Source organism: Comamonas serinivorans (assembly GCF_002158865.1).
Classification (GTDB): Bacteria; Pseudomonadota; Gammaproteobacteria; order Burkholderiales; family Burkholderiaceae_C; genus Comamonas_E; species Comamonas_E serinivorans.
Genome location: NZ_CP021455.1, coordinates 261,983 through 288,224 on the forward strand (window position 1 = coordinate 261,983; position 26,242 = coordinate 288,224).

18 protein-coding genes are annotated in these 26,242 nt (G+C 69.2%); 8 read left to right on the top strand and 10 right to left on the bottom strand.

What is annotated here, in order from left to right:
* Nucleotides 1-671: 671 nt before the first annotated feature.
* The gene (locus tag CCO03_RS01165) at nucleotides 672-1,619 is read left to right on the top strand and encodes a ParB/RepB/Spo0J family partition protein (RefSeq protein ID WP_087276129.1); all 948 of its coding nucleotides are present in this window, start codon (nucleotides 672-674) and stop codon (nucleotides 1,617-1,619) included.
* An 81-nt stretch (nucleotides 1,620-1,700) separates the two neighbouring features.
* A complete protein-coding gene (locus tag CCO03_RS01170; RefSeq protein ID WP_087283917.1) occupies nucleotides 1,701-1,898 on the top strand; it encodes a CopG family transcriptional regulator in 198 nt (65 codons plus the stop codon).
* A gap of 93 nt (nucleotides 1,899-1,991) precedes the next feature.
* Here the strand turns inward: CCO03_RS01170 and CCO03_RS01175 are convergent, their stop codons facing one another.
* A complete protein-coding gene (locus CCO03_RS01175) occupies nucleotides 1,992-2,351 on the bottom strand; it encodes a hypothetical protein (RefSeq protein ID WP_087276132.1) in 360 nt (119 codons plus the stop codon).
* 220 nt (nucleotides 2,352-2,571) lie between these two features.
* Between CCO03_RS01175 and CCO03_RS01180 the strand changes: the two genes are divergently transcribed.
* Nucleotides 2,572-3,504: an MBL fold metallo-hydrolase gene (locus tag CCO03_RS01180; protein ID WP_087276135.1), complete on the top strand. Its 933-nt coding sequence runs from the start codon at nucleotides 2,572-2,574 to the stop codon at nucleotides 3,502-3,504.
* Between the two features lie 305 nt (nucleotides 3,505-3,809).
* Here the strand turns inward: CCO03_RS01180 and CCO03_RS01185 are convergent, their stop codons facing one another.
* Nucleotides 3,810-4,607, bottom strand: coding sequence for an SDR family NAD(P)-dependent oxidoreductase (locus tag CCO03_RS01185; protein WP_087276138.1), 798 nt, complete (start codon nucleotides 4,605-4,607; stop codon nucleotides 3,810-3,812).
* Nucleotides 4,608-5,388: 781 nt separating this feature from the next.
* Here CCO03_RS01185 and CCO03_RS01190 point away from each other — a divergent pair.
* Nucleotides 5,389-7,605: a malate synthase G gene (locus CCO03_RS01190; RefSeq protein WP_087276141.1), complete on the top strand. Its 2,217-nt coding sequence runs from the start codon at nucleotides 5,389-5,391 to the stop codon at nucleotides 7,603-7,605.
* Between the two features lie 513 nt (nucleotides 7,606-8,118).
* Here CCO03_RS01190 and CCO03_RS01195 read toward each other — a convergent pair.
* The gene (locus tag CCO03_RS01195; RefSeq protein ID WP_087276143.1) at nucleotides 8,119-9,582 is read right to left on the bottom strand and encodes an Ig-like domain-containing protein; all 1,464 of its coding nucleotides are present in this window, start codon (nucleotides 9,580-9,582) and stop codon (nucleotides 8,119-8,121) included.
* 434 nt (nucleotides 9,583-10,016) lie between these two features.
* On the opposite strand from CCO03_RS01195, the gene radA reads away from it, so the two are divergent.
* Together radA and CCO03_RS01205 are read left to right on the top strand one after the other, a co-directional pair.
* Entirely contained in the window at nucleotides 10,017-11,459 is a 1,443-nt protein-coding gene (gene radA, locus CCO03_RS01200) for a DNA repair protein RadA (protein WP_087276146.1), read from the top strand.
* A 167-nt stretch (nucleotides 11,460-11,626) separates the two neighbouring features.
* On the top strand, nucleotides 11,627-13,723 hold the full coding sequence (locus tag CCO03_RS01205; RefSeq protein WP_087276150.1) for a transketolase family protein: 2,097 nt from the start codon (nucleotides 11,627-11,629) through the stop codon (nucleotides 13,721-13,723).
* Between the two features lie 430 nt (nucleotides 13,724-14,153).
* On the opposite strand, the gene CCO03_RS01210 is transcribed toward CCO03_RS01205, so the two are convergent.
* Both CCO03_RS01210 and CCO03_RS01220 read right to left on the bottom strand, forming a co-directional pair.
* The gene (locus tag CCO03_RS01210; protein ID WP_087283919.1) at nucleotides 14,154-15,104 is read right to left on the bottom strand and encodes a DUF2145 domain-containing protein; all 951 of its coding nucleotides are present in this window, start codon (nucleotides 15,102-15,104) and stop codon (nucleotides 14,154-14,156) included.
* A 429-nt stretch (nucleotides 15,105-15,533) separates the two neighbouring features.
* Nucleotides 15,534-16,007: a hypothetical protein gene (locus CCO03_RS01220; protein ID WP_087276156.1), complete on the bottom strand. Its 474-nt coding sequence runs from the start codon at nucleotides 16,005-16,007 to the stop codon at nucleotides 15,534-15,536.
* Nucleotides 16,008-16,382: 375 nt separating this feature from the next.
* Here CCO03_RS01220 and CCO03_RS01225 point away from each other — a divergent pair, with 375 nt between their 5' ends.
* On the top strand, nucleotides 16,383-17,294 hold the full coding sequence (locus CCO03_RS01225; protein ID WP_087276160.1) for an MBL fold metallo-hydrolase: 912 nt from the start codon (nucleotides 16,383-16,385) through the stop codon (nucleotides 17,292-17,294).
* Nucleotides 17,295-17,471: 177 nt separating this feature from the next.
* On the opposite strand, the gene CCO03_RS01230 is transcribed toward CCO03_RS01225, so the two are convergent.
* Complete coding sequence (locus CCO03_RS01230; protein ID WP_087276163.1) at nucleotides 17,472-19,340, bottom strand: phosphoenolpyruvate carboxykinase (GTP); 1,869 nt, start codon at nucleotides 19,338-19,340, stop codon at nucleotides 17,472-17,474.
* A 486-nt stretch (nucleotides 19,341-19,826) separates the two neighbouring features.
* Between CCO03_RS01230 and CCO03_RS01235 the strand changes: the two genes are divergently transcribed.
* A complete protein-coding gene (locus CCO03_RS01235; protein WP_087276166.1) occupies nucleotides 19,827-21,461 on the top strand; it encodes an MFS transporter in 1,635 nt (544 codons plus the stop codon).
* Nucleotides 21,462-21,530: 69 nt separating this feature from the next.
* On the opposite strand, the gene CCO03_RS01240 is transcribed toward CCO03_RS01235, so the two are convergent.
* The 4 genes from CCO03_RS01240 to CCO03_RS01255 all read right to left on the bottom strand — a co-directional run bounded on the left by CCO03_RS01240 (nucleotide 21,531) and on the right by CCO03_RS01255 (nucleotide 26,147).
* Complete coding sequence (locus tag CCO03_RS01240) at nucleotides 21,531-22,757, bottom strand: MFS transporter (RefSeq protein ID WP_205690345.1); 1,227 nt, start codon at nucleotides 22,755-22,757, stop codon at nucleotides 21,531-21,533.
* A gap of 337 nt (nucleotides 22,758-23,094) precedes the next feature.
* Nucleotides 23,095-23,871 carry an enoyl-CoA hydratase/isomerase family protein gene (locus CCO03_RS01245; RefSeq protein ID WP_087276168.1) on the bottom strand — a complete coding sequence of 259 codons (777 nt, stop codon included), beginning with the start codon at nucleotides 23,869-23,871 and terminating at the stop codon, nucleotides 23,095-23,097.
* Nucleotides 23,872-23,893: 22 nt separating this feature from the next.
* A complete protein-coding gene (locus CCO03_RS01250; RefSeq protein WP_087276171.1) occupies nucleotides 23,894-24,985 on the bottom strand; it encodes an acyl-CoA dehydrogenase in 1,092 nt (363 codons plus the stop codon).
* 13 nt (nucleotides 24,986-24,998) lie between these two features.
* On the bottom strand, nucleotides 24,999-26,147 hold the full coding sequence (locus tag CCO03_RS01255) for an acyl-CoA dehydrogenase family protein (protein WP_087276175.1): 1,149 nt from the start codon (nucleotides 26,145-26,147) through the stop codon (nucleotides 24,999-25,001).
* Between the last annotated feature and the right edge of the window lie 95 nt (nucleotides 26,148-26,242).

Consider the following 26,242-nt stretch of genomic DNA (forward strand, 5'->3'; position numbering starts at 1 on the left):
CAAGGCCCGCTGCCGGCAAGCCTTCGCAAGCCGTCGGTACGCCAGCCGCGGCATCGCTTGGGAAGCGCGATGAACCGGCCGGGTCTGTCGGCCCAAGGTGCGAGTGGCGGCGATGAGCGGGCCAGTGGATGAGGCCGGGTCATGGCGCCCACCGTCAGGATGGCGCTGGCTCCGATACTGACCGCAGCCCAACGGCCCTTAGGGAACCTCTGCATAAATCAAGGACGATCTGTTACGAGCGATTCAGCATCAGTGTCGCGGATGGCCCTTCTCATGTAAGCCATTGATTTTTGGTGCCAGCGGCGGATGGCCGGTTGGATAGCCGGTGGGCTGCCACGTCAGAAGTCGATTTATGCAGAGGTTCCTTAGCGCTGCAGCATCGTCACGGCATCGGGGTCCGGTGGCACGGGGACTACACGGGCAAGGGTATCCAGGCACATGCGATACCCGAACAACGGAGCTTGCTTCATACTCTTCAGTTCCGGGTTTGCTGCGCCGCATGGCGCCCTCCGGACCGAGAAACAGCGGGCCGGTGCGACCCGCCGCGCGTTTCCGGCGGGATGGCCTGAACGGTCCGGCCGAGCGAGGGTCTCGCCCCCTGTTTTCTAAAATGCAGGCTTTCCGCCCGGGCACGGCCAGGGGCGGCGGATTTGAGAAAGGTTTGAACTGGCATGGCCACGAAGAAAAGCAAAGGCCTGGGGCGTGGCCTGGAGGCCTTGCTGGGGCCCAAGATCGAGGCCGCGGCCGATGAGTCTCCGGACGGGGAGGCGGTCAAGGCCCGCGTGCCCAGCCAGCTGGCGCTGACCGTTCTGCTGCCTGGCCAGTATCAGCCGCGCACGCGCATGGACGAGGGCGCGCTCTACGAGCTGGCCGAGTCCATCAAGGCGCAGGGCATCATGCAGCCCATCCTGGTGCGCCCGCTGGCGGGCGAGCAGGCGGGCAGGTACGAAATCATCGCGGGTGAGCGGCGCTTTCGCGCGGCTAAGCTCGCCGGGCTGGACGAGGTGCCGGTGCTGGTGCGCGACGTGCCCGATGAAGCGGCCGCCGCCATGGCGCTCATCGAGAACATCCAGCGCGAAGACCTGAACCCGCTGGAAGAGGCGCAGGGCCTGCAGCGCCTGGTGGGCGAATTCGGTCTGACGCACGAGATGGCGGCCAAGGCCGTGGGCCGCAGCCGCAGCGCGGCCAGCAACCTGCTGCGCCTGCTCAACCTGGCGCAGCCGGTGCAGACCATGCTGATGGCGGGCGACGTGGACATGGGCCACGCGCGCGCGCTGCTGGCGCTCGACGGCGCCACGCAGATCACGGCGGCCAACCAGATCGTGGCCAAAAAAATGTCCGTGCGCGAGGCCGAGGCGTTGGTCAAGAAGTACAGTGCCGAGTTTGACTTGGTGCCCCAGAAGGCCAGGCGGGAGAAATCGGGTGACCTGCGTCGCCTGGAGGAAGACCTGTCGGACCTCTTGACTGCCCAGGTCGAGGTGCGCATCAAGAAACGCGTGAAGCGACAGGGGCGGGTGCAGGAGCTGGGCGAAGTGGCGATTCAATTCGGGTCCATGGACGAGTTGAATGGCCTCATCGAGCGCTTGCGTGGCGACGGCCACAACGGCCCCCATTCCTGATGCGGTGATTACCCTGCCGGCACAGGGTGTGGATTGGTGTATCCCGCCAGTTACAATGCGACCCCTACATCCATGGCGAAAATTGAGCAAAAAACGGCCCGTTTGACGGTGCTGATCGACCCCGGCAAAAAGCGTGCCTTTGAAGCCCTGTGCGCTTCGCAGGACGTCACGCCCTCGCAGGTGGTGCGCAAACTCATCCGCGAGCACCTGCAAAAGCATGGCGTGCAGTGGACGCCCGGCCCCGGTGCCGCGGCAGAGCGCGACCTCGACGCCGACTGATTTTCAGCCGCCCCGCAACGACAAAGCCCCGCATGGCGGGGCTTTTTCATGGGCGCTTGCGCCTGGCCCGGACTGGCCAGGCGGCATGAGCAATCAGAAGTTCAGTTCCTTGTCCACGTCCTGCACCTTGCGGCGGGCCATGGCCAGGTTGGCGCGGGCCTTGTCGAGCACGAAGTAGATGAACACGCCATCCTTGCGCGACGAGGGCCGGATGATGTGGTACTGCTTGCCCAGGGTGATCAGCATGTCGTCGATCACGTCGTTCAGGCCCAGCGCGCGCATGGTTTTCACCTTGGCGCGCATGACCTCGGTGTTGCCCGCCGCGGCCACTTCCATGTCCACGCCGGTGCCGACCGAGCCCAGCATCATGCCGCTGGACGAGTCCACGATGGCCGCGCACAGGGCCCCATCGCTGTTCATGAGTTCATCGAGAGATTGTTTGACAGTTGCCATGGTGTGTAGTGAGTCAATGAGCTGTGAAGGCCACCCAGCGCCGCCGCACACGGCCGCGATGGATGTAACTCATATGTTAATGTAAGTCTCATTGAATGCAAGATGTATGCAGCCCTATCCGAGTCGCGCTCGGGGACTTGTGCCGCCGCCGCGTCGGCCCCGTGGGCGGCAGGTTCATGGGCGATGCGGGCGGGGCCGGCGTTTTCGCTACAGTGGCGCGATGTACGCCCCTTCTTTGCTGCCGCCCGGTGTGGTGGTGTTCGAGCGCGGTTGGTTGTCGGCCAACAACATCCTGCTGACCGATGACCAGGGCAGCTGGCTGGTCGACACCGGTTACGTCTGCCACACCGCACAGACGGTGGCCCTGGTGGCGCACCAGCTCGGCGAGCGGACGCTGGACCACATCGTCAACACCCACCTGCACAGCGACCACTGCGGCGGCAACGCCGGCCTGCAGGCGCGCTGGCCCGGCGTGCAGACCTGGGTGCCGCAAGCCAGCTGGGCCGCCGTGCAGGCCTGGGACGAGCGGCTGCTGAGCCATGGCGACACGGGCCAGGACTGTGATCGCTTTCGCGCCGAGGCGGTGCTGACCCCGGGGCAGGTGCTGCGCATGGCGGGGCGGGACTGGCAGGTGATCGCGGCACCGGGCCACGATGACGACGCCGTGGTGCTGTTTGAGCCCGAGGGGCGCGTGTTGCTTGCCGGCGACGCGATCTGGGGGCAGGGGCTGTCGGTGGTGTTTCCCGAGCTGTGGGGCCAGGGAGCCGGCCAGGCGTTTGAGCGCGTGGCCGCCACGCTGGACCGCATCGAGCAGCTGGCGCCGCGCGTTGTCGTGCCCGGCCACGGCGCGCCGTTCACCGACGTGGCGGGCGCGCTCGCCCAGTCCCGCAGCCGGCTGGCGCACTTTCGCGCCCACCCCGAGGCCCACGCGCAGTACGCGGCCAAGGTGCTGCTCAAGTTCCACCTGCTGGCCGTGCAGCAATGCACACCCGACCAGCTGTGGGCCTGGGCCACGGCCGTGCCCTACCTGCGCGGCCTGCACCAGCGCCTGGCGCCCGACCAGCCTCCGGTCGAGTGGCTGAATGGCCTGTTGCAAGCCCTGGTGAAGGCCGGCGCCGCCAGCGTGGAACCGGGTCAGGTGCACAACCGCTGAGCTGGCTGCGCTGCGGGTGGCCGCGCCGTCCGGTCGGACGCAGCGCCTTCATGCCGCGTGAGGCCGTCGGCCTGCTGAAGGCGTGGTGGCCACGGTCCGGCCTGCGCCAAGCTCACCTGAGCCAGTATGGCCTGTGGCTGCTCACGCCGGCCAGAAGTAGCAATGAAGACAGTATGGCCATCTTACCGTTCAAAGGTAAACGGCAAGGTAGCCATACTGCCTGGTATCAAAGGAATGCGAATGACCGGCTGCGCCGAGCGGTGCAGGACGCGTGTTGCCGGTCAAGTCTTCGCCGGAGGCGTGGCTCAGTCGTCGAAGGCCGACAGGGGCACGCCGGCGGTCACGCCGCCGTCGATGACCATGGTCTGGCCGGTCATGAAGCCGCTGGCGGGTGCGGCCAGGAACACGGCGGCACCGGCAATCTCGTCCGGCTCGCCAATGCGCAGCAGCGGGCTGTCCTTGCAGCGCTTTTTCAGCAGCACGGGGTCGTCCCACAGCGCCTTGGCCATGTCGGTCTTGATGAGGCCGGGGGCGATGCAGTTGGCGCGGACCTTGGCCGGACCGTGCTCGGTGGCCAGCGTGCGGGCCAGCTGCATGTCGGCGGCTTTCGAGATGCCGTAAACGCCCAGCGTGGCCGAGCCGCGCAGGCCGCCGATCGACGACACGATGACGATGGACGCGTCGCCCGTCTCACCGGCGGCCTTCTTCAGGTGCGGCAGCGCCATGTTCACCAGCCACAGGTTGCTGCGAACGTTGGAATTCATGATGCGGTCGTAGGCGTCGTCGGGGATCTGCTCCGACGGGCCGAAGTAGGGGTTCACGGCCGCGTTGCAGACCAGCACGTCCAGGCGACCGTACTGGGCCACCGTGCCGTCGACCAGGGCCTGCAGGTCTTCCTTCTTGCCGATGTTGGCGGGGATCACGTGGGCGTCGCCGCCCGAGGCGCGGATTTCCTGGGCCGCGGCTTCGCAGGCATCGGCCTTGCGGCTGGAAATCACCACTTTGGCACCGTGGTCAGCCATGCGCTGGGCGATGGCCTTGCCGATGCCTTTGCTGGAGCCGGTGATGGCGACGACTTTGCCGTGGAGGTCGAACAAGGACATGGGGTGGTTCTCCGGTTGAGGGTGGGGCCATCCGGCGGGCCCGGCGCGCGGTGCACGGGGGCGGACCGCCTGTGTGACGGGCCGGGATGACGGGCCCGCAGCATAGGCCGAGCCCAGGGAATTGGCCTGCCCTGTGGGCGACGCGGGTTTTCCCGCAAGGGATCGAAGGCCGTGTTCACCCGCATCCAGCCAGGCCGTGCCGTCAAATCGACGCAAGTCTGCGGCAATCCGGTGGCGCAGAGGCGGAATGTGCGCGAAAATGGCGGCTGCGGGCGAGACCCATTCATGGAGCTTGGGGCTGCCATGGCCTCCATTCAGTGGCAGCCAGGACCCGCTCTCGCGGACCAACGTACGCTGCAGGTGCGCCGCGATCCTGCCCCGATCGGGCGAGTGACCGATCGGGGCAACCTTTTTTCGCCATCGCCGCACCTCAACGGGGTATGCCCGCAGTGGTGATGATCATTCAACGGCAACAGGCCGATACTCTTCCCGCATTAAGGCCCCGTGCCTCGCCGTCAAGGCCGTCTGCCGTGCGCCGGGGCACCGCGCGAGCGCCCGTGTGCGTGGCGCCGTGGCCGCGCGTCGGGGTTTTCGATCACGCGCATCGGAGCGCCTGTCGGCCGCCCCATGCCTCCGCCATCCTGAACGCGTGTCTTTGCAAAAAAGTCACTTCTGTTTGATTTTGGGTTATCTTTTTAACCTTCAAAGCATGGAATAAAGTGCAGGCCAACGCTGGCCAAGCGTCCGTTTGGCCGATTCCCTGTTTGGATTTGGAGTGCCCATGAACGCCCGCACCACGGTCAACGACCTGCACGTTGACAACCGCCTGTACGACTTCGTGAACGCCGAGGTCCTGCCCGACCTGAAGCTGGACCCGGCGCAGTTCTGGGCCGGTTTTTCGCAGATCGTGAGCGACCTGGCGCCCAAGAACCTGGCGCTGCTGGCCGAGCGTGATCGCCTGCAGACCGAGCTGGACACCTGGCACCAGGCGCACCCAGGCCCCATCCTCGACATGCAGGGCTACCGCGCCTTCCTCGAGAGCATCGGCTACATCGTGCCCTCCGACCCCAATGCCCAGGCGCGCACGCAGAACGTCGACGCCGAACTGGCCACGCAGGCCGGCCCGCAGTTGGTGGTGCCCATCCTCAACGCGCGTTACGCGCTGAACGCCGCCAACGCTCGCTGGGGTTCGCTGTACGACGCCCTCTACGGCACCGACGTCATCCCCGAGACCGAGGGCGCCGACAAGGGCCCGGGTTTCAACCCGGTGCGCGGTGACAAGGTGGTGGCGTTTGCCCGCCAGTTCCTCGACCAGGCCGCGCCGCTGGCCCAGGGCTCGCACGCCGATGCCACGGGCTACGCCGTGGAGGGCGGCCAGCTGGTGGTGCGCACCCGCGCCGGGGCCACGGGCCTGAAGGACGCCGCGCAGTTCATCGGCCACCAGGGCGATGCGGCCGCGCCGTCGTCGGTGCTGCTCAAGCACCACGGCAACCACATCGACATCCGCATCGACCGCCAGCACACCATCGGCGCGACCGATGCGGCCGGCGTGGCCGACGTGGTGCTCGAAGCCGCGCTCTCGACCATCCTGGACCTGGAGGACTCGGTGGCCGCCGTGGACGCCGAAGACAAGGTGGTGGGCTACCGCAACTGGCTGGGCATCCTGCGCGGCACGCTGACCGAGTCCTTCGACAAAGGCGGGCGCACGCTGACGCGCGGCCTGAACGCCGACCGCGAATACACCGGCGCCAACGGCCAGCCGGTCCGGCTGCATGGCCGCTCGCTGCTGTTCGTGCGCAACGTGGGCCACCTGATGACCAACCCGGCCATCCTCTACACGGCCAACGGCGCGGCGCGCGAAATCCCGGAGGGCATCCTGGACGCGGTCATCACCACGACGATTGCGCTGTACGACCTGCGCGGCATGGGCGTGAACGGCATCCGCAACTCGCGCACGGGCAGCGTCTACATCGTCAAGCCCAAGATGCACGGCCCGGCCGAAGCGGCGTTCGCCAACGAGCTGTTCGGCCGTGTGGAGCAGCTGCTGGGCCTGGCGGCCCACACCGTCAAGCTGGGCATCATGGACGAGGAGCGTCGCACCAGCGTCAACCTGCGCGGCTGCATCGCCGCCGCGGCCGATCGCGTGGCCTTCATCAACACCGGCTTCCTGGATCGCACGGGCGACGAAATCCACAGCTGCATGCAGGCCGGCCCGGTGTACCGCAAGGGCGACATCAAGAACAGCGCCTGGATCGCCGCCTACGAGAAGTCCAACGTGCTGGTCGGCCTGCAGATGGGCCTGTCGGGCCGGGCGCAGATCGGCAAGGGCATGTGGGCCATGCCCGACCTGATGGCCGAGATGCTCAAGGCCAAGATCGGCCACCCCAAGAGCGGCGCCAACACCGCCTGGGTGCCGTCGCCCACCGCCGCCACGCTGCACGCGCTGCACTACCACCAGGTCGATGTGTTCGGCGTGCAGCAGGCGCTCAAAGACAGCCTGGTCGGCAAGCCGGCCCCGGCGCTGCGCGACGAGGTGCTGGCCGACCTGCTGCAGATCCCCGTGGTGTCGGCCGACAAGTGGACGGCCGACGAAAAGCAGCAGGAGCTGGACAACAACTGCCAGGGCATCCTGGGCTATGTGGTGCGCTGGGTCGATGCCGGCGTGGGCTGCTCCAAGGTGCCCGACATCCACGACGTCGGCCTGATGGAAGACCGTGCCACGCTGCGCATCAGCAGCCAGCACATCGCCAACTGGCTGCTGCACGGCGTGGTGACGCAGGAGCAGGTGGGCGCCACGCTGCAGCGCATGGCCAAGGTCGTGGATGCGCAGAACGCCGGCGACCCCGACTACCAGCCCATGGCGGGCCGGTTCGACCAGTCGGCGGCTTACCAGGCCGCGTGTGACCTCATCTTCAAGGGCGTGGCCCAGCCCAGCGGCTACACCGAGCCCCTGCTGCACGCCTGGCGCCTGAAGGTGAAGGCCGGTCAACCAGGGTGAAGCCCCCAGGCACCTGACAGGTGTTTGGCGGGGCGGGTGTCAGGACGCCAACTGCGGTGGCCTGGTGCGCGGGCAGCGCGTCGACACCGCCGTGTGGCAGGTTGACCAGGCTGTTGCGTTCGGATGCGAGGGTATCTGCCCAGGCTCGTTTCTTAAACAACGAAAACAAGGGCGTACTGCCTGATTGTCTGGGGGATTCGCCCGCCTGAGCCCGGCGGCCTGGCGTGCGTCGGCATGGCGCGGTTGGGCCGCGAGATGCCCCTCGGCACGCGAGCCGCGCGGCCTCATGACCAAGCGCTGCGTCCTCCGAGACGCGGGGCGGGCGGTCAACCCGGGGCGATCAGGGGCTCGTTCCCGTGGCGTTGGGCATCCGCCTGGACGCGGCGGGAGCAGGGCCTGCGGATGGCCCAACAATGGCCCAACACCGCCTTCACCCGCAGCGGCTTCGGTGAGATCCCACTGGGAGGCCCTGGGCGCCGCCAGGGGGCACCGGTCAAGGCCCGTCGCCTGCGCTTACCGGCCGGGCCGTCTGCGCCACAGGCCCACCAGGCTCATGAGCGCACCCAGCAGCGCCATGCCCAGAGTCGACACCCCGGGCACGGGCTGCACGGTGGCGGCAGCGGGCGCGGCCAGCCATTCCACCTGCAGGGCGGGCGCCGTCAGGCTGCCGCTCAGGGCGGTGGCGGTCAGGATATCGATGCCGGGCGTGGCGCTTCCCGTGTAGCTCCACAGCGCCTGACCCTGGGCATCGGTCAGCACCGTGGCGCTGTAGCCCGCGTTGGGACCGGCACTGACGGTGAACGTGACGGCGGTGTTGGTCACGGGAAAGCCGTCGGCATCCGTCACGGTGGCCTGGGCTTGGTGCAAGCTGCCCACCGGGTGCGTCGGGCTGGTCTGGGTGAAGCTCAGCGTCACGGGTGGACCCGCGGTGACCACCACTTCGACGCGGGCCTGCTCGCAGTTGCCGGGCCGTGCCACCTCGCACAGGCTGTAGTGCAGCTCGTAGGTGCCCGGCGGCGTGCCGGCGGGGACGGTCACCGCGCCGGTGGCGCCATCGAGCACCATGCGGTGGCCCGCGGGCGAGGTGTTGGAGCCCGGCACCTCGGTCAGGGTCAGGTTCGTGCGATCGCCGGTGGCGGGGGTGGCGCGCGTCAGGTTGATGAAGTCGTTGGCCAGCACATCGGCCACGGCGACGCCCCCACTGGCGCCGGTCACCGTGCCGGTGTCGTCGTTGGCCTGCAGCGGCGCCTCGCAGTCGCGTGGCGCCAGCAGAAAGGCCTGCACGTTGTGCAGCAGCAGACCCACGGGGCTTTGCGGTGACTGGCTGCCCAGGTTGCCGGTGTCGCCAAAGTGGGACACGCGGCCCTGGCCGCTTTGCATGCTGCCGTCGTCGAAGGCGGACATCAGCGTCAGGGGGCCGGCAGACAGCACGCGGTGATTGGCCGGCACGTTGGCCAGGGCGCGGCCATTGTCGAAGCTCAGGGACCCGGGCGAGACGGCCCGCGGCGTTTGCGTGAGGCTGGAGCTGGTCTGCACGGACCAGGGGCCGTACGAGTTGCTGAACGACAGGCTGGACAGGCCCACGCTGGCCTGGAGCACATTGGGCAGCACGCCTTGCATCAAGGCCTCCATGGCGTCGTAGTTGCTGACGTCTCCGGCAAAGTGCACGGCATGGCCCTGTTGCAGGTAGGTGGTGAACGAGGGCGCCATCAGCGCCGGGTCCGCGCTGCCCAGGCCGTACTGGAACCACACGGCATCGAAGGCGTTCAGGTGGCTGAGGCTGTGGTTGGCCGGCGAGACGAAGTAGTCGAGTGTGCTGGTGGTGGTGACATCGACGCCAGCGTTCATCAGGATGGTGTAGGCCAGGCCCGATGTGTTGCCATGGAACAGCACCTGGCAGGCGGGGGCAGCCTGGGCCCCGCCCACGGATGCCACCAGCAGGGAGGTCAGGGTGCCTGCGCGAAGCCAAAGGTGCATGACGAATCTCCAACGGAAGCCAAAAATTCTAAAGGGGCTTGGGGGCGGGGCATGGAAGGATGCAGGCCACCGTGGGCCCAGACCACCGCCAGGCGAACGCCAGCTCACGCATCCCGCCGGCCCCGTGCCCGCATGGGTAGCGGGTGCGGGGTGCCGAGACCCGGAGTTGAAGTCCAGGCGCAGGACGCCGGGCCGGCCTTGGACAGCGGGTGCCGACTGGCTCTGCGCGGATCGCCTGGCCTGCGTGTCACGCGGTGGGTGCAACGGCCCGGCGCGCTGGGCGACCCGTATAGTGCGGGCCTGTGTGACGCCCACACCGTGGACCGTGGGGAGCGACGCCAGCTGTGTCGACAACCCGGGGGCCTGCGGATGGCCGTCCTGTGCAGATGGGCCGCGAGGCACGGCACCCGTTTTTCCCGCGAATGAGGGCCGCCATGGCCAAAGACAAATCCACCTACACCTGCAACGAATGCGGGGCCACCACGCCCCGCTGGCTGGGCAAGTGCCCCAGCTGCGGCGCCTGGAACACCTTGATCGAAACGGCCGCCCCGGCGGGCGGCGCTGCGGGCAAGAACCGCTTTGGGTCGGCGCATGCGTCGCTGGCGCCCACGGCCGACGTGATGGCCTTGTCCGCCATCGAGGCCACCGACGTGGCGCGCACCCCCACGGGCCACGATGAGCTGGACCGCGTGCTGGGCGGTGGTGTGGTCAGCGGCGGGGTGGTGCTGATCGGGGGCGACCCCGGCATCGGCAAGTCCACGCTGCTGCTGCAGGCGCTGGACAGCCTGCAGCGCCAAGGCCTGCCTGCGCCGGGTACGGCTGGTTCGTCCCCCGATGCGGGTGGCCAGCGTGGGGGCACCCTGTACGTCACGGGCGAGGAAAGCGGCGCCCAGGTGGCCTTGCGCGCCCGCCGGTTGGGCATCACCGGCTCGGCGGTCGATGTGCTGGCCGAGATTCAGCTCGAAACCATCCTGGCCACGCTGGCGGCGCGCGCGCCCGCGGTGGTGGTCATCGATTCCATCCAGACGCTGTACTCGGACCAGCTGACCTCGGCGCCCGGCTCGGTGGCCCAGGTGCGTGAATGCGCGGCCCACCTCACGCGCGTGGCCAAGTCCAGCGGCACCACCATCATCCTGGTGGGCCACGTGACCAAGGACGGCCAGCTGGCCGGGCCGCGTGTGCTGGAGCACATGGTGGACACGGTGCTGTACTTCGAGGGCGACACGCATTCCAGCTTCCGCCTCATCCGCGCCATCAAGAACCGCTTTGGCGCCGTGAACGAGATCGGCGTGTTCGCGATGACGGAGAAGGGCTTGAAGGGCGTGTCCAACCCCAGCGCCATCTTCCTGAGCCAGCACGAACAGCCGGTGCCGGGCTCGTGCGTGCTGGTGACGCTGGAGGGCACGCGCCCGCTGCTGGTTGAAATCCAGGCCCTGGTCGACACCGGCGGGCCCAGCCCGCGCCGGCTGTCGGTGGGCCTGGAGCGTGACCGCCTGGCCATGCTGCTGGCCGTGCTGCACCGGCACGCCGGCATCGCCTGCGCCGATCAGGACGTGTTCGTCAACGCCGTGGGCGGCGTGCGCATCTCCGAGCCGGCGGCGGACCTGGCCGTCATGCTGGCCATCACCAGCAGCCTGCGCGGCAAAGCCTTGCCCAAGGGCTTTCTCGCGTTTGGCGAGGTGGGCCTGGCGGGCGAAGTGCGGCCGGCCCCGCGCGGCCAGGAGCGGCTGAAGGAGGCGGCCAAGCTGGGTTTCTCGGTCGCCGTGGTGCCCAAGGCCAACGCCCCCAAGAAGCTGGGCAAGGAGTTCGAGGGGCTGACCATCCACGCCGTGGACCGCATCGACGAAGCCATGGACCTGGTCCGTGGCCTGGACTGAAGGGCGTGCCCAGCCGGCCCCGGCCCCGCCCGAGGGGCACCGCCTGGAGATCGCCTCGCCCAGGCGCATCGGTAGAATTCGAGGGTTTGCTCAAGACAAGCCGCCCTGCGGCCGGCCGCGCGCCCGCGCAGGCCTGATCCCCCAACACCCAGCTTTCGGAGCCTTTCATGGCAAATTCGCAACGCATGGCCAACGCGATTCGCGCGCTCGCCATGGACGCCGTTCAACAAGCCAAATCCGGCCACCCCGGCGCGCCCATGGGCATGGCCGACATGGCCGTCGCCCTGTGGGGCCGCCACCTGCAGCACAACCCCACCAACCCGCAGTGGGCCAACCGCGACCGCTTCGTGCTGTCCAACGGCCACGGCTCCATGCTGATCTATGCGCTGCTGCACCTGACCGGCTATGACCTGCCCATGCAGGAGCTCAAGAACTTCCGCCAGCTGCACAGCAAGACCGCCGGCCACCCCGAGCACGGCATCACCCCCGGCGTCGAAACCACCACCGGCCCGCTGGGCCAGGGCCTGGCCAATGCCGTGGGCATGGCGCTGGCCGAAAAGCTGCTGGCGGCCGAGTTCAACCAGGGCAAGCACCGCATCGTCGACCACCACACCTACGTGTTCCTGGGCGACGGCTGCCTGATGGAAGGCATCAGCCATGAGGCCTGCGCCCTGGCCGGCGCCTGGAAGCTGAACAAGCTGGTTGCGCTGTACGACGACAACGGCATCTCCATCGACGGCAAGGTGCAGCCCTGGTACGTGGACGACGTGGCCAAGCGCTTCGAGGCCTACCAGTGGAACGTGATCGGCCCCATCGACGGCCACGACACCGACGCCGTGGACCAGGCCATCGCCCAGGCCAAGCAGAGCGCGACCCGGCCCACGCTGGTCATCTGCCGCACCCACATCGGCAAGGGCAGCCCCAACCGCCAGGACACGGCCAAGGCCCACGGCGAGCCGCTGGGCGCCGAAGAAATCGCGCTGACGCGCCAGGCCCTGGGCTGGGAGCATGGCCCGTTCGAGGTACCCGCCGACGTGTACGGCGACTGGGACGCCAAGGCCGCGGGCCAACGCGCCGAAGCCGCCTGGAACACCGCATTTGCCGCCTACAAAAAGCAGTATCCTGCCCTGGCCGATGAGTTTGAGCGCCGTGTGACGGGTACCCTGCCCAAGCACTTCGACCAGGTGGCTGTGGATGCCGCCGTGGCCGCGCACCAGAAGGCCGAAACCGTGGCCAGCCGCAAGGCCAGCCAGCTGGCGCTCGAGGCCTTCACCGCCGCCTTGCCCGAACTGCTGGGCGGCTCGGCCGACCTGACGGGTTCAAACCTGACCAACACCGCCTGCACGCCGGCCTTCCGCGTGGCCGACGACGGTGCCGTGGTCCTGGGCGCCGCGCCCGACCGCAAGGCCGGTGCCGAAGACGAAAAGAGCGCTGCCGCGCCCACCCCGGCCGGCGGCATCATCGGTCGCCACATCAACTACGGCGTGCGCGAATTCGGCATGGCCGCCGTGATGAACGGCGTGGCGCTGCATGGTGGCTACATCCCCTACGGCGGCACCTTCCTGACCTTCAGCGACTACAGCCGCAACGCCATCCGCATGGCCGCGCTGATGAAGCAGCGCGTGGTGCACGTGTTCACGCACGACTCCATCGGCCTGGGCGAAGACGGCCCCACGCACCAATCCATCGAGCATGCGGCCAGCCTGCGCCTGATCCCGAACCTGGACGTGTGGCGTCCGGCCGACACGGCCGAAACCACCATCGCCTGGGCCGTGGCCCTGCGCAACCAGGCCCGGCCGACGGCGCTGCTGCTGTCGCGGCAGAACCTGCCCTACGCCCCCAAGCGCGACCTGGCCGACATCGCCAAGGGCGCCTACGTGCTGGCCGAGCCGGCCCGCGTCGGCATCAGGGGCAAGGCCCAGGCCGTCATCATCGCCACGGGCTCGGAAGTGCAGCTGGCGCTGGCGGCCCAGCAGCTGCTGGCCGACAAGAAGATCGGCGTGCGCGTGGTGTCCATGCCCAGCACCACGACCTTCGACCGTCAGGACGAGAAGTACAAAAAGGCCGTGCTGCCCGCCGGCACGCCGCGCGTGGCCGTTGAAATGGGCGTCACCGACGGCTGGTGGAAGTACGGCTGTGCCGCCGTCGTTGGCATCGACGTGTATGGCGAATCCGCTCCCGCCCCCGTGCTGTTCGAGCATTTCGGGTTCACCCCCGAGAACGTGGCCGCCACCGTGCTGGCCGCGCTCAAGCGCAAGCGCTGAGCCGCGCGACGCGCCGCTTGCGGCGCGCGCACACGCCAGATCGCCGGGCTCGCCCGGCTTTTTTGTGGGCGTTGGATGCGCGGAGGGCGCGAGGCGGGCGGGTGTGGGCCGCGCTGTGCACGCCGCCGGCGGGCAAGCCAGGGCCCCTGCCCGCAATGCGCGAGCTTTGCCGATGGGGTTGTGTGTTTCTGATGGAGTATGGATGAACTGTCGATGTGCTTGCATCGGAAAATTTGGCATACTGCTGGACGAAAAGCAGAACGTCACACGCCGCAGACAGCAGGGCTGAAGCCTGCAGGGACACCGGGGGAAGGTCCCCTGCGCCCGCTCGCAGGTGCTGCCTGCCCTCGCGATGGTGCGCGGCAGGGGCGGACGCGCACCCGACCGGATTCGCCGAGGGCATTGCTGAACGGGCCGCTGCCCGGCCCCGTCACAGCGCGATCACGCGATCACCGGGAGCCGGCTTGCACGACGCCATGGCCTGCCAGCCCTCGCGCACGACGATGCGGGTGGCGTCGTGGCAGAACTCGATGCGCCGTGCCGTGGGCGCCAGGTCGCGGGCATAGGCCTCGATGGCCTCGGGCAGGCTGACCTGGAAGCGCATGCCCAGCTGCAACTCGCTCGGGTGGTCGTCCAGGTGCAGCAGCGGCATGAAGCCGGCCACGAACTTGGTGAGGTGCGAATCGATGGCCACGTCCGTGGGCGCATAGCCGGTCTGTTGCAGCCAGGTTTGCGCGCGCTCGCGCAGCTGCGGGCCGTCGGCCAGCGGGGCCCAGGCCGTGGCCAACAGCTCGGCCACCCATTGGTTGCAGTTCTGGTAGCGCGTGCTGAACGGGTAGGCGTTGGCGCTGTAGTCGGACGCCAGCAGGCGCGACACGCGCGCCGGGTCGAGCGCGACCGCGCGCAGGCGGTCGGCCTGGGCGCGCGGCAGCAGCACCACCGAGACGAAGCCGCGGTCCGGCGCCTCGGCGCTCATGAGGAAGCCGGCCAGGCCCTGGTCGAACAGGCGCGGACGGCTGTGCTCGCAGTCGTAGTAGAGCTGGCGCACCGACCAGGGCACCTCGGCCCCGTCGGCGCCGCGCAGCAGCACCCCGGCATGGGAGTAGCGCAGGCCAAAGCGGCTCAGGTCCAGCCCGCTGCGCGCGATCAGCGCCACCTCGTCGTCACCGGCCTGCAGCGTGTCGCGGATGGTGGCGGCAAAGCGCAGCACGCGGTCCTGCTGCGCTGCCGTCTGCGGCTTGCCGGCGGCGCAGAACTGCGTGGACAGGCTGCTGCCCTGGCCGGTGGCGCTGGCCACGGCCGGCGGCGCCCAGGCCAGGGCGCAGGCGGCCGCGCACAGGGCGCCGACATGCCGGACGTGAGCCGAGATCGTGAAATGCATGGGCATGGGGTATGCGGTCATCGCCGATGCGATGTGAACGACGATGGCTGGATACTGTGAATGAGCATGGGCGAATCAAGAGTGTCTGCGGCCGCTTGGATGTCGCCGGAGCCGAACGGGTGGGGCTGGCCGAGGCGATCGCGCACGACCTGCAGCGGCTGGGCGACCTACGCACCGTGGTCCGCATGCCCGGGCAGCCGTGCTGCGGTGCACAGGTGAACCTGCCATCGCTCGGCCGATGCAGTGCGCGCCACCTTGTGCGGGTTCTTCGGGATGTTGCCCGGGCTGATGACGCCGTGCCGCGGCAGCCGGTGCCTGTCGCAGGGTTGCAGGGGCAGCTGGCCGACGGGTGATCGATGCTGCCGGGCGAGGTCTCGTCAGCACGTACACAGGCACGCTCCGCATGCCCGAGGGATGATCCGCGCGGCCTCAGGGCGTGATGGGGCGCGAATCGAGTTCGGCGGTCCAGGCCTCGGCCAGCACGAGGAAAAACGGCTGCTCGGCGCGCGCAAACTGCACGCCATAGGCGCGGTGCTGGGCCTGCACCAGCTCGCCGACCACGGGTGCCTGGGCGCCAAAGGCCTGGGCCGGCAGCTTGAGCACGAAGGGCTGGGCACCGGCCTGGTCCTGCGGCTCCAGCGTCAGCCGCAGCGTGCCGGCGTCATGGCCCGGTGCGATGGCGGCGACCCGGTACGTGCCATCTTTCACCAGCGCGGTCTTGTCGCCGGTGCTGGAGGTGCTCGACCCTTCGATGGAGTTGGACGATCCGTTGAGCGAGGCGGAGCCGGCGCTGCTGGCCGACGAGCCCACCGACGAGCCGGCCGCGGCAATGCTCTCGGCGCTGGCGGGCAGGGACAGGGCGAGCACGGCGGCGGCGAGGCCGGAGAGGAAGGAAGCGTTCATGGGGCGGGTTTCTCTGGAAAGCCAAACGGCACAGCATACCGCCTGCCCGGAACCGCTGGCCTGCTGCGCGCGCCAGATGGCCTCTGCAGCCACGGGCACGCCAGGGCGGCAGGTCCGCGTGGCGATGGCCGCCGCGCCGTCACACTGCGGCGCTCCAACTGCCCAGGACCGCCCGCCGGTCTGTCGTGTTCATGCCTCCGTTGGCGACGGGCACCGGGCGACCCGCCTGCGGCGGGGCTCGGGCCTGGGCTGGCGGTGCGAGTCCATGGACCCGGCTGAACACCGTGCCGGCTGCTGCGCAGGTGCTTGCGGTCCGCGGGCGGGCCGGGCATGGTCGCTGGGCATTTCTCACCCACGCAAGCGAAAGATCCTTCCATGACCCTCGTGGCTTCTCCCCTGCAGCGTTTCGACCTGGGCCGGGTGTCGGTGCTGTTTGGCGCGAAAAACGGCAAGTACCCCGACGGCAACCAGGTGCTGGTGCGCGGCAGCGACACGCGCACCGCGTTCGACACGCCGGTGGTCGCCAACCACATCGGCCCCGAGTTCGACGCCACCGAGCTGGTCCTCATGGGGCATGTGCACGAAGACCACATGGCCGGCCTGCACCGCCTGCCCCGCGCCACGGTGTACGCCCACGAGGCCGACCTGCCAGCCCTGCAGAGCTGGGACGGCATGGTGGCCGCCTTCGGCATGCACGATCCCCAGCGCCAGGCCGACACACTGGCGCGCTTTCAGCGCGATTTCTTCTACGCGCCCCGGCCCGATGCCCAGCCCTACGCCGACGGCCGGCAGTGGTCGCTGGGCCAGTGCACGGTGCGCGCCATCCACATGCCGGGCCACACGGCGGGGCACTCGGTGCTGCTGGTCGAGCCCGAGGGCGTGGCCTTCATCGGCGACATCGACCTGAGCGGCTTCGGCCCCTACTATGGCGACGCCTGCTCCAACCTGGCCGACTTCCGCCGCAGCCTGGCGCGCTTGACCGAGCTGCCGGCCCGGGTGTGGGTGACCTCGCACCACCGCGGCGTCTACACCGACCGCGCGCTGTTCCTGCGCGACCTGGCGGCCTTCACGGCCAAGCTCGACGAGCGCGCGCAGCGCATCCTGGGCTGGCTGGCCGAGGCGCCGCAGACGCTGGACGAGCTGGTGGCGCGCCGCCTGCTGTACCCCGTGGGCTACGAAGGCGCCTGGGTGGTCGATGCCGAGACCCGCACCATCGGCCAGCACCTGGACGAGCTGATGGCCGAAGGCCAGGTGCGCTGCGATCAAGGCGTGTACAGCCGGGCCTGAATAGCTGAAGCGTGCCGCGCCTGGCAGGCGTACCAGGGGCAGGCTTGGCGTGGTTGAGCAGCGCCGCCGGCGCGTGATCTTTAAACGCAGTATGGGCTGGTTGCCGTTGATTCATCAACGGCAACCAGCCCATACTGGTGCATCACGATGGCGCGTCGCCGGGACGCGCGCAGGACGTCAGACCTCGGCCAGGCGCTTGGCCAGCGCAGCCTTGGTGTCCGTCAGGGCTTGCGGCATGCCCTGCGCGAGCTGCGCAAACAGTTCGTCGTGCAGCTTGAGCTCTTCCTGCCAGGCGGCCTTGTCGATGCTGGTGACGGTCTTGAACTGCTCGGCCGTGAAGGGCAGGCCGGTCCAGTTGATTTCGCCATAGCCGGGGCTGATGCCGAACAGCGTGGCTTCGCCGCTGGCCTGGCCTTCGATGCGGTCGATCATCCACTTCAGCACGCGCATGTTTTCGCCATAGCCGGGCCAGACGAACTTGCCAGCCTCGTCCTTGCGGAACCAGTTCACGCAGTAGATCGGGGGCACGGCCGCGCCGCTGGCGGCGATCTGGGCACCCAGGTTCAGCCAGTGGGCGAAGTAGTCGCTCATGTTGTAGCCGGCGAAGGGCAGCATGGCGAAGGGGTCGCGGCGCACCACACCCTGGGCGCCGAACGCCGCGGCCGTGGTTTCCGAACCCATGGTGGCGGCCATGTAGACGCCTTCCACCCAGTTGCGGGCCTCGGTCACCAGCGGCACCGTGGTCGAGCGACGGCCACCGAAGATGAAGGCGTCGATCTTCACACCCTTGGGGTCGTCCCAGGCTTCGTCCAGGGCCGGGTTGTTGATGGCGGCCACGGTGAAGCGGGCGTTGGGGTGGGCGGCCTTGGCGCCGGTCTCGGCGGCGATGGCCGGGGTCCAGTCGTTGCCCTTCCAGTCGATCAGATGATCGGGCAGCTTGCCCTGGTCCTTTTCCATGCCTTCCCACCACACGTCGCCGTCGTCCGTCAGCGCCACGTTGGTGAAGATCACGTCCTTGTCCAGGCTCTGCATGCAGTTCGGGTTGGTCAGCATGTTGGTGCCCGGCGCCACGCCGAAGTAGCCCGCCTCGGGGTTGATGGCGCGCAGCGTGCCGTCGGCCTGCGGCTTGATCCAGGCGATGTCGTCGCCGATGGTGGTGACCTTCCAGCCTTCAAAGCCCGTGGGCGGCACCAGCATGGAGAAGTTCGTCTTGCCGCAGGCCGACGGGAAGGCGGCTGCCACGTGGTACTTCTTGCCCTGGGGGTTGCTCACGCCCAGGATCAGCATGTGTTCGGCCAGCCAGCCCTGGTCGCGGCCCATGTTCGAGGCGATGCGCAGCGCGAAGCACTTCTTGCCCAGCAGGGCGTTGCCGCCATAGCCCGAACCGTAGGACCAGATTTCGCGCGTTTCCGGGTAGTGCACGATGTACTTGGTCGTGGGGTTGCAGGGCCAGCTCGTGGCGTCCTGCTCGCCGTCGGCCAGCGGGGCGCCCACGGTGTGCACGCAGGGCACGAAGTCGCCTTCGGTGCCCAGCACCTCGATGGCGCCGCGGCCCATGCGCGTCATGGTGCGCATGTTCACGGCGACATAGGCGCTGTCCGACAGCTCGACGCCGATGTGGGCGATGGGCGAGCCCAGCGGGCCCATGCTGAAGGGCACCACGTACATGGTGCGGCCCTTCATGCAGCCGTCGAACAGCGGCTGCAGCGTGGCGCGCATCTCGCTCGGGTCCATCCAGTTGTTGGTGGGGCCGGCGCTTTCTTTGCGGGCCGAGCAGATGAAGGTGCGGTCTTCCACGCGCGCCACGTCCGAGGCGTCGGAGCGGGCCAGGAAGGAGTTGGCGCGCTTGGCGGGGTTCAGGCGGATGAAGGTGCCGGCGTCAACCAGCTGCTGGCACAGGCGGTCGTACTCGGCCTGCGAACCATCGCACCAGTAGACCTGGTCGGGTTTGCACAGGGCGGCCATGTCGCTGACCCAGGCGATCAGTTTGGCGTTTTTCACGTAATCCGGTGTGTTGAGCTGCACCGGTTGAATGGCGGCATTCATGGTTCAAGTCCTTCAAGTTTCAAATCGTTGGGTGACAGGACTCGAGGTGAGCAAACCCTCTCATCGAACGACTTGGATGCCTTGCGGGGCTGGGGCGGAACCGCAACCGGATCCCTGTCCCACATGGGCTGCGTGCGTTGCGAGCCCCAGGCCATGCGCCTAAAAAAATCGCACACCTATCGTGTGCGGGGTGACGATTTTATGAAAATCCCCCTGGTCTGGCAAAGCCGGGGAAGCCCTGGCTGACGCCCGTGTGCAACCAGGTGCATCGGCGCGGGGCGGGCTGCACGGGCCGGCCGCTTGCCGGGCGGCCGGCCTGCGATGGCGTGACAGGTGGCCCGTGCCGGCCGGGGCCAGGTGCTTGCCCGCGGCCGCCAGCGTCCTCACAATGGGGCTGCGCCCAGCAGCGCATGCGGTGTGATCCCTCGTGCGTTCAATGTGTAAAGCTACAATTTCCAGAGCATAACGCCGACCCACGCCTTAGCCATGCCCGATACGCAAGCCCCAACGCCACGGCCCGCGCCGGTGGCGCCCACGGAAGACAAGCGCGCCTGGGGACCCATCCGCATCCCCATGTTCCGCATGCTGTGGACGACCTGGCTGGTCGCCAACATCTGCATGTGGATGAACGACGTGGCCGCGGCCTGGCTGATGACCAGCCTGACGAGCAAGCCGATCTGGGTGGCGCTGGTGCAGACCGCCTCCACGCTGCCCATGTTCCTGCTCGGCTTGCCCAGCGGGGCGCTGGCCGACATGCTCAACCGCAAGCACTACTTCCTGTTCACGCAGGTCTGGGTGGCCGTGGTGGGCGTGTGCCTGGCCGTGGTCGTGGGGGTGGGCTGGGCCAGTCCCATGGTCCTGCTGATGCTCACCTTCGCCAACGGCATCGGGCTGGCCATGCGCTGGCCGGTGTTCTCGGCCGTGGTGCCCGAGTTGGTGCCGCGCACGTCGTTGCCGGCGGCCATGGCGCTCAACGGCGTGGCGACCAACGCCTCCCGCATCGTGGGCCCCTTGCTGGCAGGGGCGCTGATCGCCAGCCTGGGCAGCGAATGGGTGTTTGCGCTGAACGCCGTGCTGTCCATTGCGGCCGCCGTCGTGCTGCTGCGCTGGCCCTATGTGTACACGCCCAGCCCCCTGGGGCGCGAGCCGCTGGTCGGGGCCATGCGCGTGGGCCTGCAGTACGTGTCGCAAAGCCGCCACCTCAAGGGCGTCTTGCTGCGCACGGCGAGCTTTTTCTTCTGCTCGACCGGCCTGCTGGCGCTGCTGCCCCTGGTGGCCAAGGGGCTGCATGGCGGCAACGCCAACACCTTCACCATCTTGCTGGCGGCCATGGGCGCGGGCGCCATCTTCATCACGCTGTACCTGCCCCGCATCCGCCAGCGCCTGAGCGGCGACCGCCTGCTGCTGGCCGGCACCGCCGTGCTGGCGGTGGCCATGCTGACCGTGGCCGCTGCGCGCAACGTCTGGCTGGCCACGCCGGCCATGCTGCTGGCGGGTGCGGCCTGGATCGCCACGGCCAACGCCATGGCGGTGCAGATGCAGATCGGTCTGCCGGACTGGGTGCGCGCCCGCGGCATGTCCATGTTCCAGATGGCCATCATGGGGGCCAGCGCCCTGGGCGCTGCCGTGTGGGGCCAGGTGGCGACCTGGAGCGACGTGCCCACCAGCGTAGCCGTGGCGGCCATCGCGGTCATCGTCACCCTGTTCTGCGCCACGCGCGTGGCGCCTGAGCAGGGCATGCTGGACGACCTGACGCCCGCTGCGCACTACCCCACGGCCGACTCGGTGGTCGAGCCGCCGACCCGCGGCCACGTCATCGCCATGGTCGACTTCCAGATCGACCCGGCCCATGCGGCCGAGTTTCTGCGGCTGATGGAGGAAAGCCGCGCCAGCCGGTTGCGCCACGGCGCCGTGTCGTGGCGGCTGATGCACGACGTGACCAACCCCGGCCGTTTCGTCGAGGTGATCGAGGACGCCTCGTGGGCCGACCACCTGCGGCGGGGCACCCGCGTCACCGCCAGCGATGTGGCCTTGCGCAACAAGAAGCTGGCGTTCCACATCCTGCCCGAGCCGCCGCTGGTGTCGCGCTTCGTGGTCGAGCCGCCCGGGCGGCATGCCTAGCAGTATGGTGGTGTTGCCGTTCAACATGAAACGGCAACAGGCTCATACTGCCTTGATTTAGCGTGGCGATCAGGGGGCAGACCGCGCCAGCGTGCGGTCGTGCAGCAGGGCAGCGAGGTTGCACAGCCCGAAGCCCAGGCCGGCCAGGCAGGCGCCGGTCCAGCCGCCATGCAGCCAGGCCATGGCCCCCACGGCCGAGCCCGTGGACGCGCCGACGAAGTACCCCGTCATGTAGACCGCGTTGATGCGCGATCGCGCCTGGGGCGCCAGCGCATAGATCACGCCCTGGTTGCAGATGTGCACGGCCTGCAGCGCCAGGTCGATCAGCAGCATGCCGGCGATGAAGATCCAGACCGACTGCTGGCCCCACCACAGCGGCAGCCAGCTGAGCAGCAGCAAGGCCACGCCGGCGGCCGTGGTCGCGGTGGCATGGCCGCGGTCGATCAGGCGTCCGGCCAGGTTGGCCATCAGGGCGCCCGTCACGCCGGCCAGGCCGATGAGGCCGATGGTGGCGTCGGACAGGCCGTGCGCAGGCCCGCCCAGCAGCAGCGCCATGGTCGAAAACAGCACGCTGACCGAGCCGAACGAGAACCCGCCCAGCAGCGTGCGGCTGCGCAGGCGCGGCTGGGTGGTGAGCAGCTGCCACATGCTGCCCAGCACCTGGGCGTACGACAGGCCGGCCGTGCTGCGCGAGCGCGGCAGCACCCCGGCCAGCACCGCGGCAACGGCCAGCATCACGGCGCCCGTCACCCAGTACGACAGGCTCCAGCCGCCGATGCCCGACAGCACGCCGGCCACGGTGCGCGCCAGCAGGATGCCCGTGAGCAGGCCCCCCATCACGAACCCCACGGCACGGCCCGCATGGGCCGGCGACGCCAGCAGCGACGCCATGGGCACCAGCACCTGCGCCGCGACCGAGAACAGGCCGGTCAGCAGCGTGCCCAGCACCAGCCAGGTGAACTGGCCCGGCAGCCGCGGCGAGGCGGCGCTGAGCAGCAGGCCCAGCGCGGCCACGCCCATCAAGGTCACGACGAGGCGGCGGCGCTCCAGCATGTCGCCCAGCGGCACCAGGAACAGCAGGCCCAGGGCATACGAAACCTGGGCGCAGGTCACCAGCACGCTGGCCGTGCCGTCGGAGATGCCGAACGACTGCGCGATGGAGTGCAGCAGCGGCTGGTTGAGGTAGTTGGCGCCGGCGCACAGGCCGCAGGCCACCGCCATCAGCAGCAGCACGCGTGGCGTGAGGTGGGGTGCGGCGGGCGTGGGGGCCCGCAAATCGGATTCGGAAGGCGACATGGCGGCCGAGTCTAGGCCTTGCCCGCGGGCATGCCGCGATCAGGGGCACCCTGTGACGGGCCTTCATGACCGAGGCCCCAGGCGTGCGCGGCGCGGGCGGCAGCGCAGGGGTCGTCGCCTGGCGCTGTCAGGCGACGCCGTACTTCGCGAGCCACGGCGCTGCCCATGGTGTTCGACCCGGTCGTGCCTTGCAGCGCGGCGCGGGTGGACGGCGCACGGGGATGAGGTGGCGATCTCCCGGCCCGGCGCCAGGGCCGGCTTCGACGACACGCTGTGGGTTGCCGTGGCCAGGAGGGGCTGCGGTGCAGCCATCGCCGGACAGCGCCCCACCAGCGGCTCAGGCGAAGCGGGGTTCGCGCCGCTCGGCCATGGCCTGGACGCCTTCCTTGAAGTCGTCGGCCTTGAACTGCCAGGCCTGCTCGGCGCTTTCGCGGGCCACGGCGCTGCGGATCTTCTCGACGCGGTCACCCTGCAGCGTGGCGCGGGTGGACTGCACGGCGCCCGGCGACGAGGTCGCGATCTCCTGGGCCAGCGCCAGCGCGCGCTCGCGCACCTGGTCCTGCGGCACCAGCTCGTCGGCCAGGCCCATGGCCAGCGCCTCTTCGCCGTTGATGCGCTTGCCCGTGTAGAACAGCAGGGCGGCCTGTTGCTTGCCCACCAGGGCGGGCAGCGTGTGGCTCAGGCCAAAGCCGGGGTGGATGCCCAGGCGGTTGAAGTTGGCGGAAAACCGTGCCTCGGGGCAGGCGATGCGGAAATCCGCCACCAGGGCCACGCCCAGGCCACCGCCGATGGCCGGGCCCTGCACGGCGGCCACGATGGGTTTGGTGCAGGCGAAGATGCGCAGCGCCTCGTTGTAGATGGGGTTGACCTGGCGGGGGCTGCGCTCGGCCGTCACGTTCGTGGGGCCGCCAAAGTTGGCGCCGGCGCAGAAGGACTTGCCTTCGGCGCACAGCAGGATGACGCGGCAGCTGGCGTCGGCTTCGAAGCGCTCGCAAGCTTCGGCGATGGCCGCCACCATCACGTCGTCGAAGTAGTTGTGGGGGCCGCGTGCCAGCTCGATGATGCCGATGTGGCCTTGGCTGGTGACGCGGATGCCGGTGTCTGTGGTGCTCATGGGGGGAACTCGCTCGAAGGCTTCAGGGGACCAGCAGGGGCTGGGGTGCGACGCGCTGGGTCAGGGCGGGCCAGAAGCCCTCGGCGCGGCCCTGGATGAAGGCCTGGCCCAGGCGCTCGGCCCACCAGCTTGCCGCACCGAAGTCGCTGCGCCAAGCCCATAGGCGACGCGTGGCGAAGTTGAGCGCGTGCTCGTAGGTGAAGCCAATGGCGCCGTGCACCTGGTGGGCAATGGCGGTGCCGCGGTTGGCCGCCTCGCCGGCGCGCACCTTGGCCACGGCGGTGCTGAAGGTGGCCGAGGGGGCCGAGGGCTGCTGCAGCGAGGGCAGGTCGCGGCAGGCCACCAGGGCGGCGACGCGGGCGCTCGCGAACTCGCCCGAGAGTTCGGCCAGCTGCTGCTGGATGGCCTGGTAGCTGCCGATGGGCCGCCCGAACTGGACGCGGTCCTTGGCGTACTGCACCGCCTGATCCAGCGCGAACTCGAGCGCGCCGACCATCATGCTGGCGCGTGCGGCAGCGCCCAGGGTCCAGATCGGCCAGATGAGCTCGGGCCAGGGGCTGGCAAACGGCGTCGCGCGGGCCTGCGTCAGCACCAGGTCATCGGCCGGCATGCGGCTCAGGTCCAGGCCCGGGGTCTGCGCCACGCCGGCGCCGGTCAGGTCGAGCAGGGCGAGCCGACCGTCGCCCAGGCCCAGCACCGCGTGTGAGCACCAGCGCGCCCACGGCACGCGCTTGAGGGTGCCGGTCAGCAGCAGCTGCTCGCCCGCGGGCTGCACGCTCAGCGCCTGCACGGCCTGCTCGCTGACCACGGTGAGCGGGCCATCGGGCACGGCCTGCGCCGCGGCCGACAGGCACAGGCTGGCGATGCAGGTGTCGGCCACGGGCAGGGGCACCTGGTGCCGGCCCAGCGCGGTCAGCAGCGGAAAGGCGGTTTCCCAGTCGGCGGCGATGCCGCCGTCGTCCTCGCGCGCCAGCAGGCGCGTGAAGCCGTTGTCGTCGACCAGCCGCCACAGCGTGGCCGGAAATTCGCCGGCTTCTGCGCGTTCGATGAGGCCGCGGTGGACCTCCTGGGTGAACAGGCGGGTGACGCTGTCTTCGATCAGGTATTCGTTCATGGTGGTGCTTTCGTCAACGCAGGCCCAGACCGCGCGCGATGATGCCGCGCAGGATTTCGCGCGTGCCGCCGCGCAGGGAGAACGAGGGCACGGACAGGGCCAGGTAGTCCAGCACCTGGGCCAGGTCCGAGTCGGGGTCGAGTCCGTCGGCAAACAGCGCGTGGGCGATGTCGGGCATGCCCTGCTCCAGCAGCGCGCCCTGGTCTTTGACGACCGAGGTCGCCACGGCCGGGTCCTGGCCTTCGGCCATCATCAGCGCCACACCTTGCGACATCTGGCGCAGGCAGGCGTACTGGGCCACGATGCGGCCCAGCGCGGCGGCCTGGGCCGGGTTGCCGGGGTCGGCCGCGTCCAGCATCTCCAGCACCAGCTGCGTGCTGCTCAGGAAGCGCTCGGGGCCGGAACGCTCGAACTTCAGCTCGCCGGTCACCTGCTGCCAGCCCTGGCCTTCCTCGCCGATCAGGTGGTCGTCGGGCACGAACACGTCGTCGAAGGTGCATTCGCAGAAGGCCTGGCCGCCCAGCTGGGTCTGGATGGGGCGAATCTCCAGGCCCTGCGTCTGTGCCTGCTTCACGTCGATCAGCAGCTGCGACATGCCGGCGTGGCGGTTTTCGCTGCGGTCGCTGGTGCGCACCAGGGCGATCATGTAGTCGGCCATGTTGGCGCCCGAGGTCCAGACCTTGCGGCCGGTGATCGACCAGCCGCCCGGCACCTTGGTGGCGCGCGTGCGGATCGAGGCCAGGTCCGAGCCCGAATCGGGCTCGCTCATGCCGATGCAGAACGCCACCTCGCCGCGCACGATGCGCGGCACGATCTGCGGCGCTAGCACGTGGGGCGAGTACTTGATCAACAGCGGTCCGCTCTGGCGGTCGGCCACCCAGTGGAAGCTCACCGGCGCCCCCGCCGCCAGCAGCTCTTCCAGCAGCACGTAGCGCTCGAGGTTGGTGCGCTCGCCGCCGCCATAGACCTTGGGCCACAGCATCCCGATCCAGCCGCGCTCGGCCAGCTTGCGGCTGAAGGTCTGGTCCTTGCCGGTCCAGTTCTTGGCGCGGGCGACCTTGCTGTAGGCCGGCATTTCCTGGGCCAGGAAGTCGCGGACCTCCTGACGCAGAACCTCGCATTCGGGCGGCATGTTGCCCGGGGTGATGTGCAACGCTTGCATGGCTTGAGTGGGGCGGTGAAGTGAATGAATCTTGCTTGCTGACGAGCAAATATATGTGCTAGCCTGCGGCCCGTCAATCTGTGAACCACCCGTCG

Excerpts from the sequence above, each read along its gene's own strand:
- CCO03_RS01165 (WP_087276129.1), top strand. The coding sequence starts at position 672 with ATGGCCACGAAGAAAAGCAAAGGCCTGGGGCGTGGCCTGGAGGCCTTG.
- CCO03_RS01175 (WP_087276132.1), bottom strand. The coding sequence starts at position 2,351 with ATGGCAACTGTCAAACAATCTCTCGATGAACTCATGAACAGCGATGGG.
- CCO03_RS01180 (WP_087276135.1), top strand. The coding sequence starts at position 2,572 with ATGTACGCCCCTTCTTTGCTGCCGCCCGGTGTGGTGGTGTTCGAGCGC.
- CCO03_RS01185 (WP_087276138.1), bottom strand. The coding sequence starts at position 4,607 with ATGTCCTTGTTCGACCTCCACGGCAAAGTCGTCGCCATCACCGGCTCC.
- CCO03_RS01190 (WP_087276141.1), top strand. The coding sequence starts at position 5,389 with ATGAACGCCCGCACCACGGTCAACGACCTGCACGTTGACAACCGCCTG.
- CCO03_RS01195 (WP_087276143.1), bottom strand. The coding sequence starts at position 9,582 with ATGCACCTTTGGCTTCGCGCAGGCACCCTGACCTCCCTGCTGGTGGCA.
- radA (WP_087276146.1), top strand. The coding sequence starts at position 10,017 with ATGGCCAAAGACAAATCCACCTACACCTGCAACGAATGCGGGGCCACC.
- CCO03_RS01205 (WP_087276150.1), top strand. The coding sequence starts at position 11,627 with ATGGCAAATTCGCAACGCATGGCCAACGCGATTCGCGCGCTCGCCATG.
- CCO03_RS01210 (WP_087283919.1), bottom strand. The coding sequence starts at position 15,104 with ATGCATTTCACGATCTCGGCTCACGTCCGGCATGTCGGCGCCCTGTGC.
- CCO03_RS01220 (WP_087276156.1), bottom strand. The coding sequence starts at position 16,007 with ATGAACGCTTCCTTCCTCTCCGGCCTCGCCGCCGCCGTGCTCGCCCTG.
- CCO03_RS01225 (WP_087276160.1), top strand. The coding sequence starts at position 16,383 with ATGACCCTCGTGGCTTCTCCCCTGCAGCGTTTCGACCTGGGCCGGGTG.
- CCO03_RS01230 (WP_087276163.1), bottom strand. The coding sequence starts at position 19,340 with ATGAATGCCGCCATTCAACCGGTGCAGCTCAACACACCGGATTACGTG.
- CCO03_RS01235 (WP_087276166.1), top strand. The coding sequence starts at position 19,827 with ATGCCCGATACGCAAGCCCCAACGCCACGGCCCGCGCCGGTGGCGCCC.
- CCO03_RS01240 (WP_205690345.1), bottom strand. The coding sequence starts at position 22,757 with ATGTCGCCTTCCGAATCCGATTTGCGGGCCCCCACGCCCGCCGCACCC.
- CCO03_RS01245 (WP_087276168.1), bottom strand. The coding sequence starts at position 23,871 with ATGAGCACCACAGACACCGGCATCCGCGTCACCAGCCAAGGCCACATC.
- CCO03_RS01250 (WP_087276171.1), bottom strand. The coding sequence starts at position 24,985 with ATGAACGAATACCTGATCGAAGACAGCGTCACCCGCCTGTTCACCCAG.
- CCO03_RS01255 (WP_087276175.1), bottom strand. The coding sequence starts at position 26,147 with ATGCAAGCGTTGCACATCACCCCGGGCAACATGCCGCCCGAATGCGAG.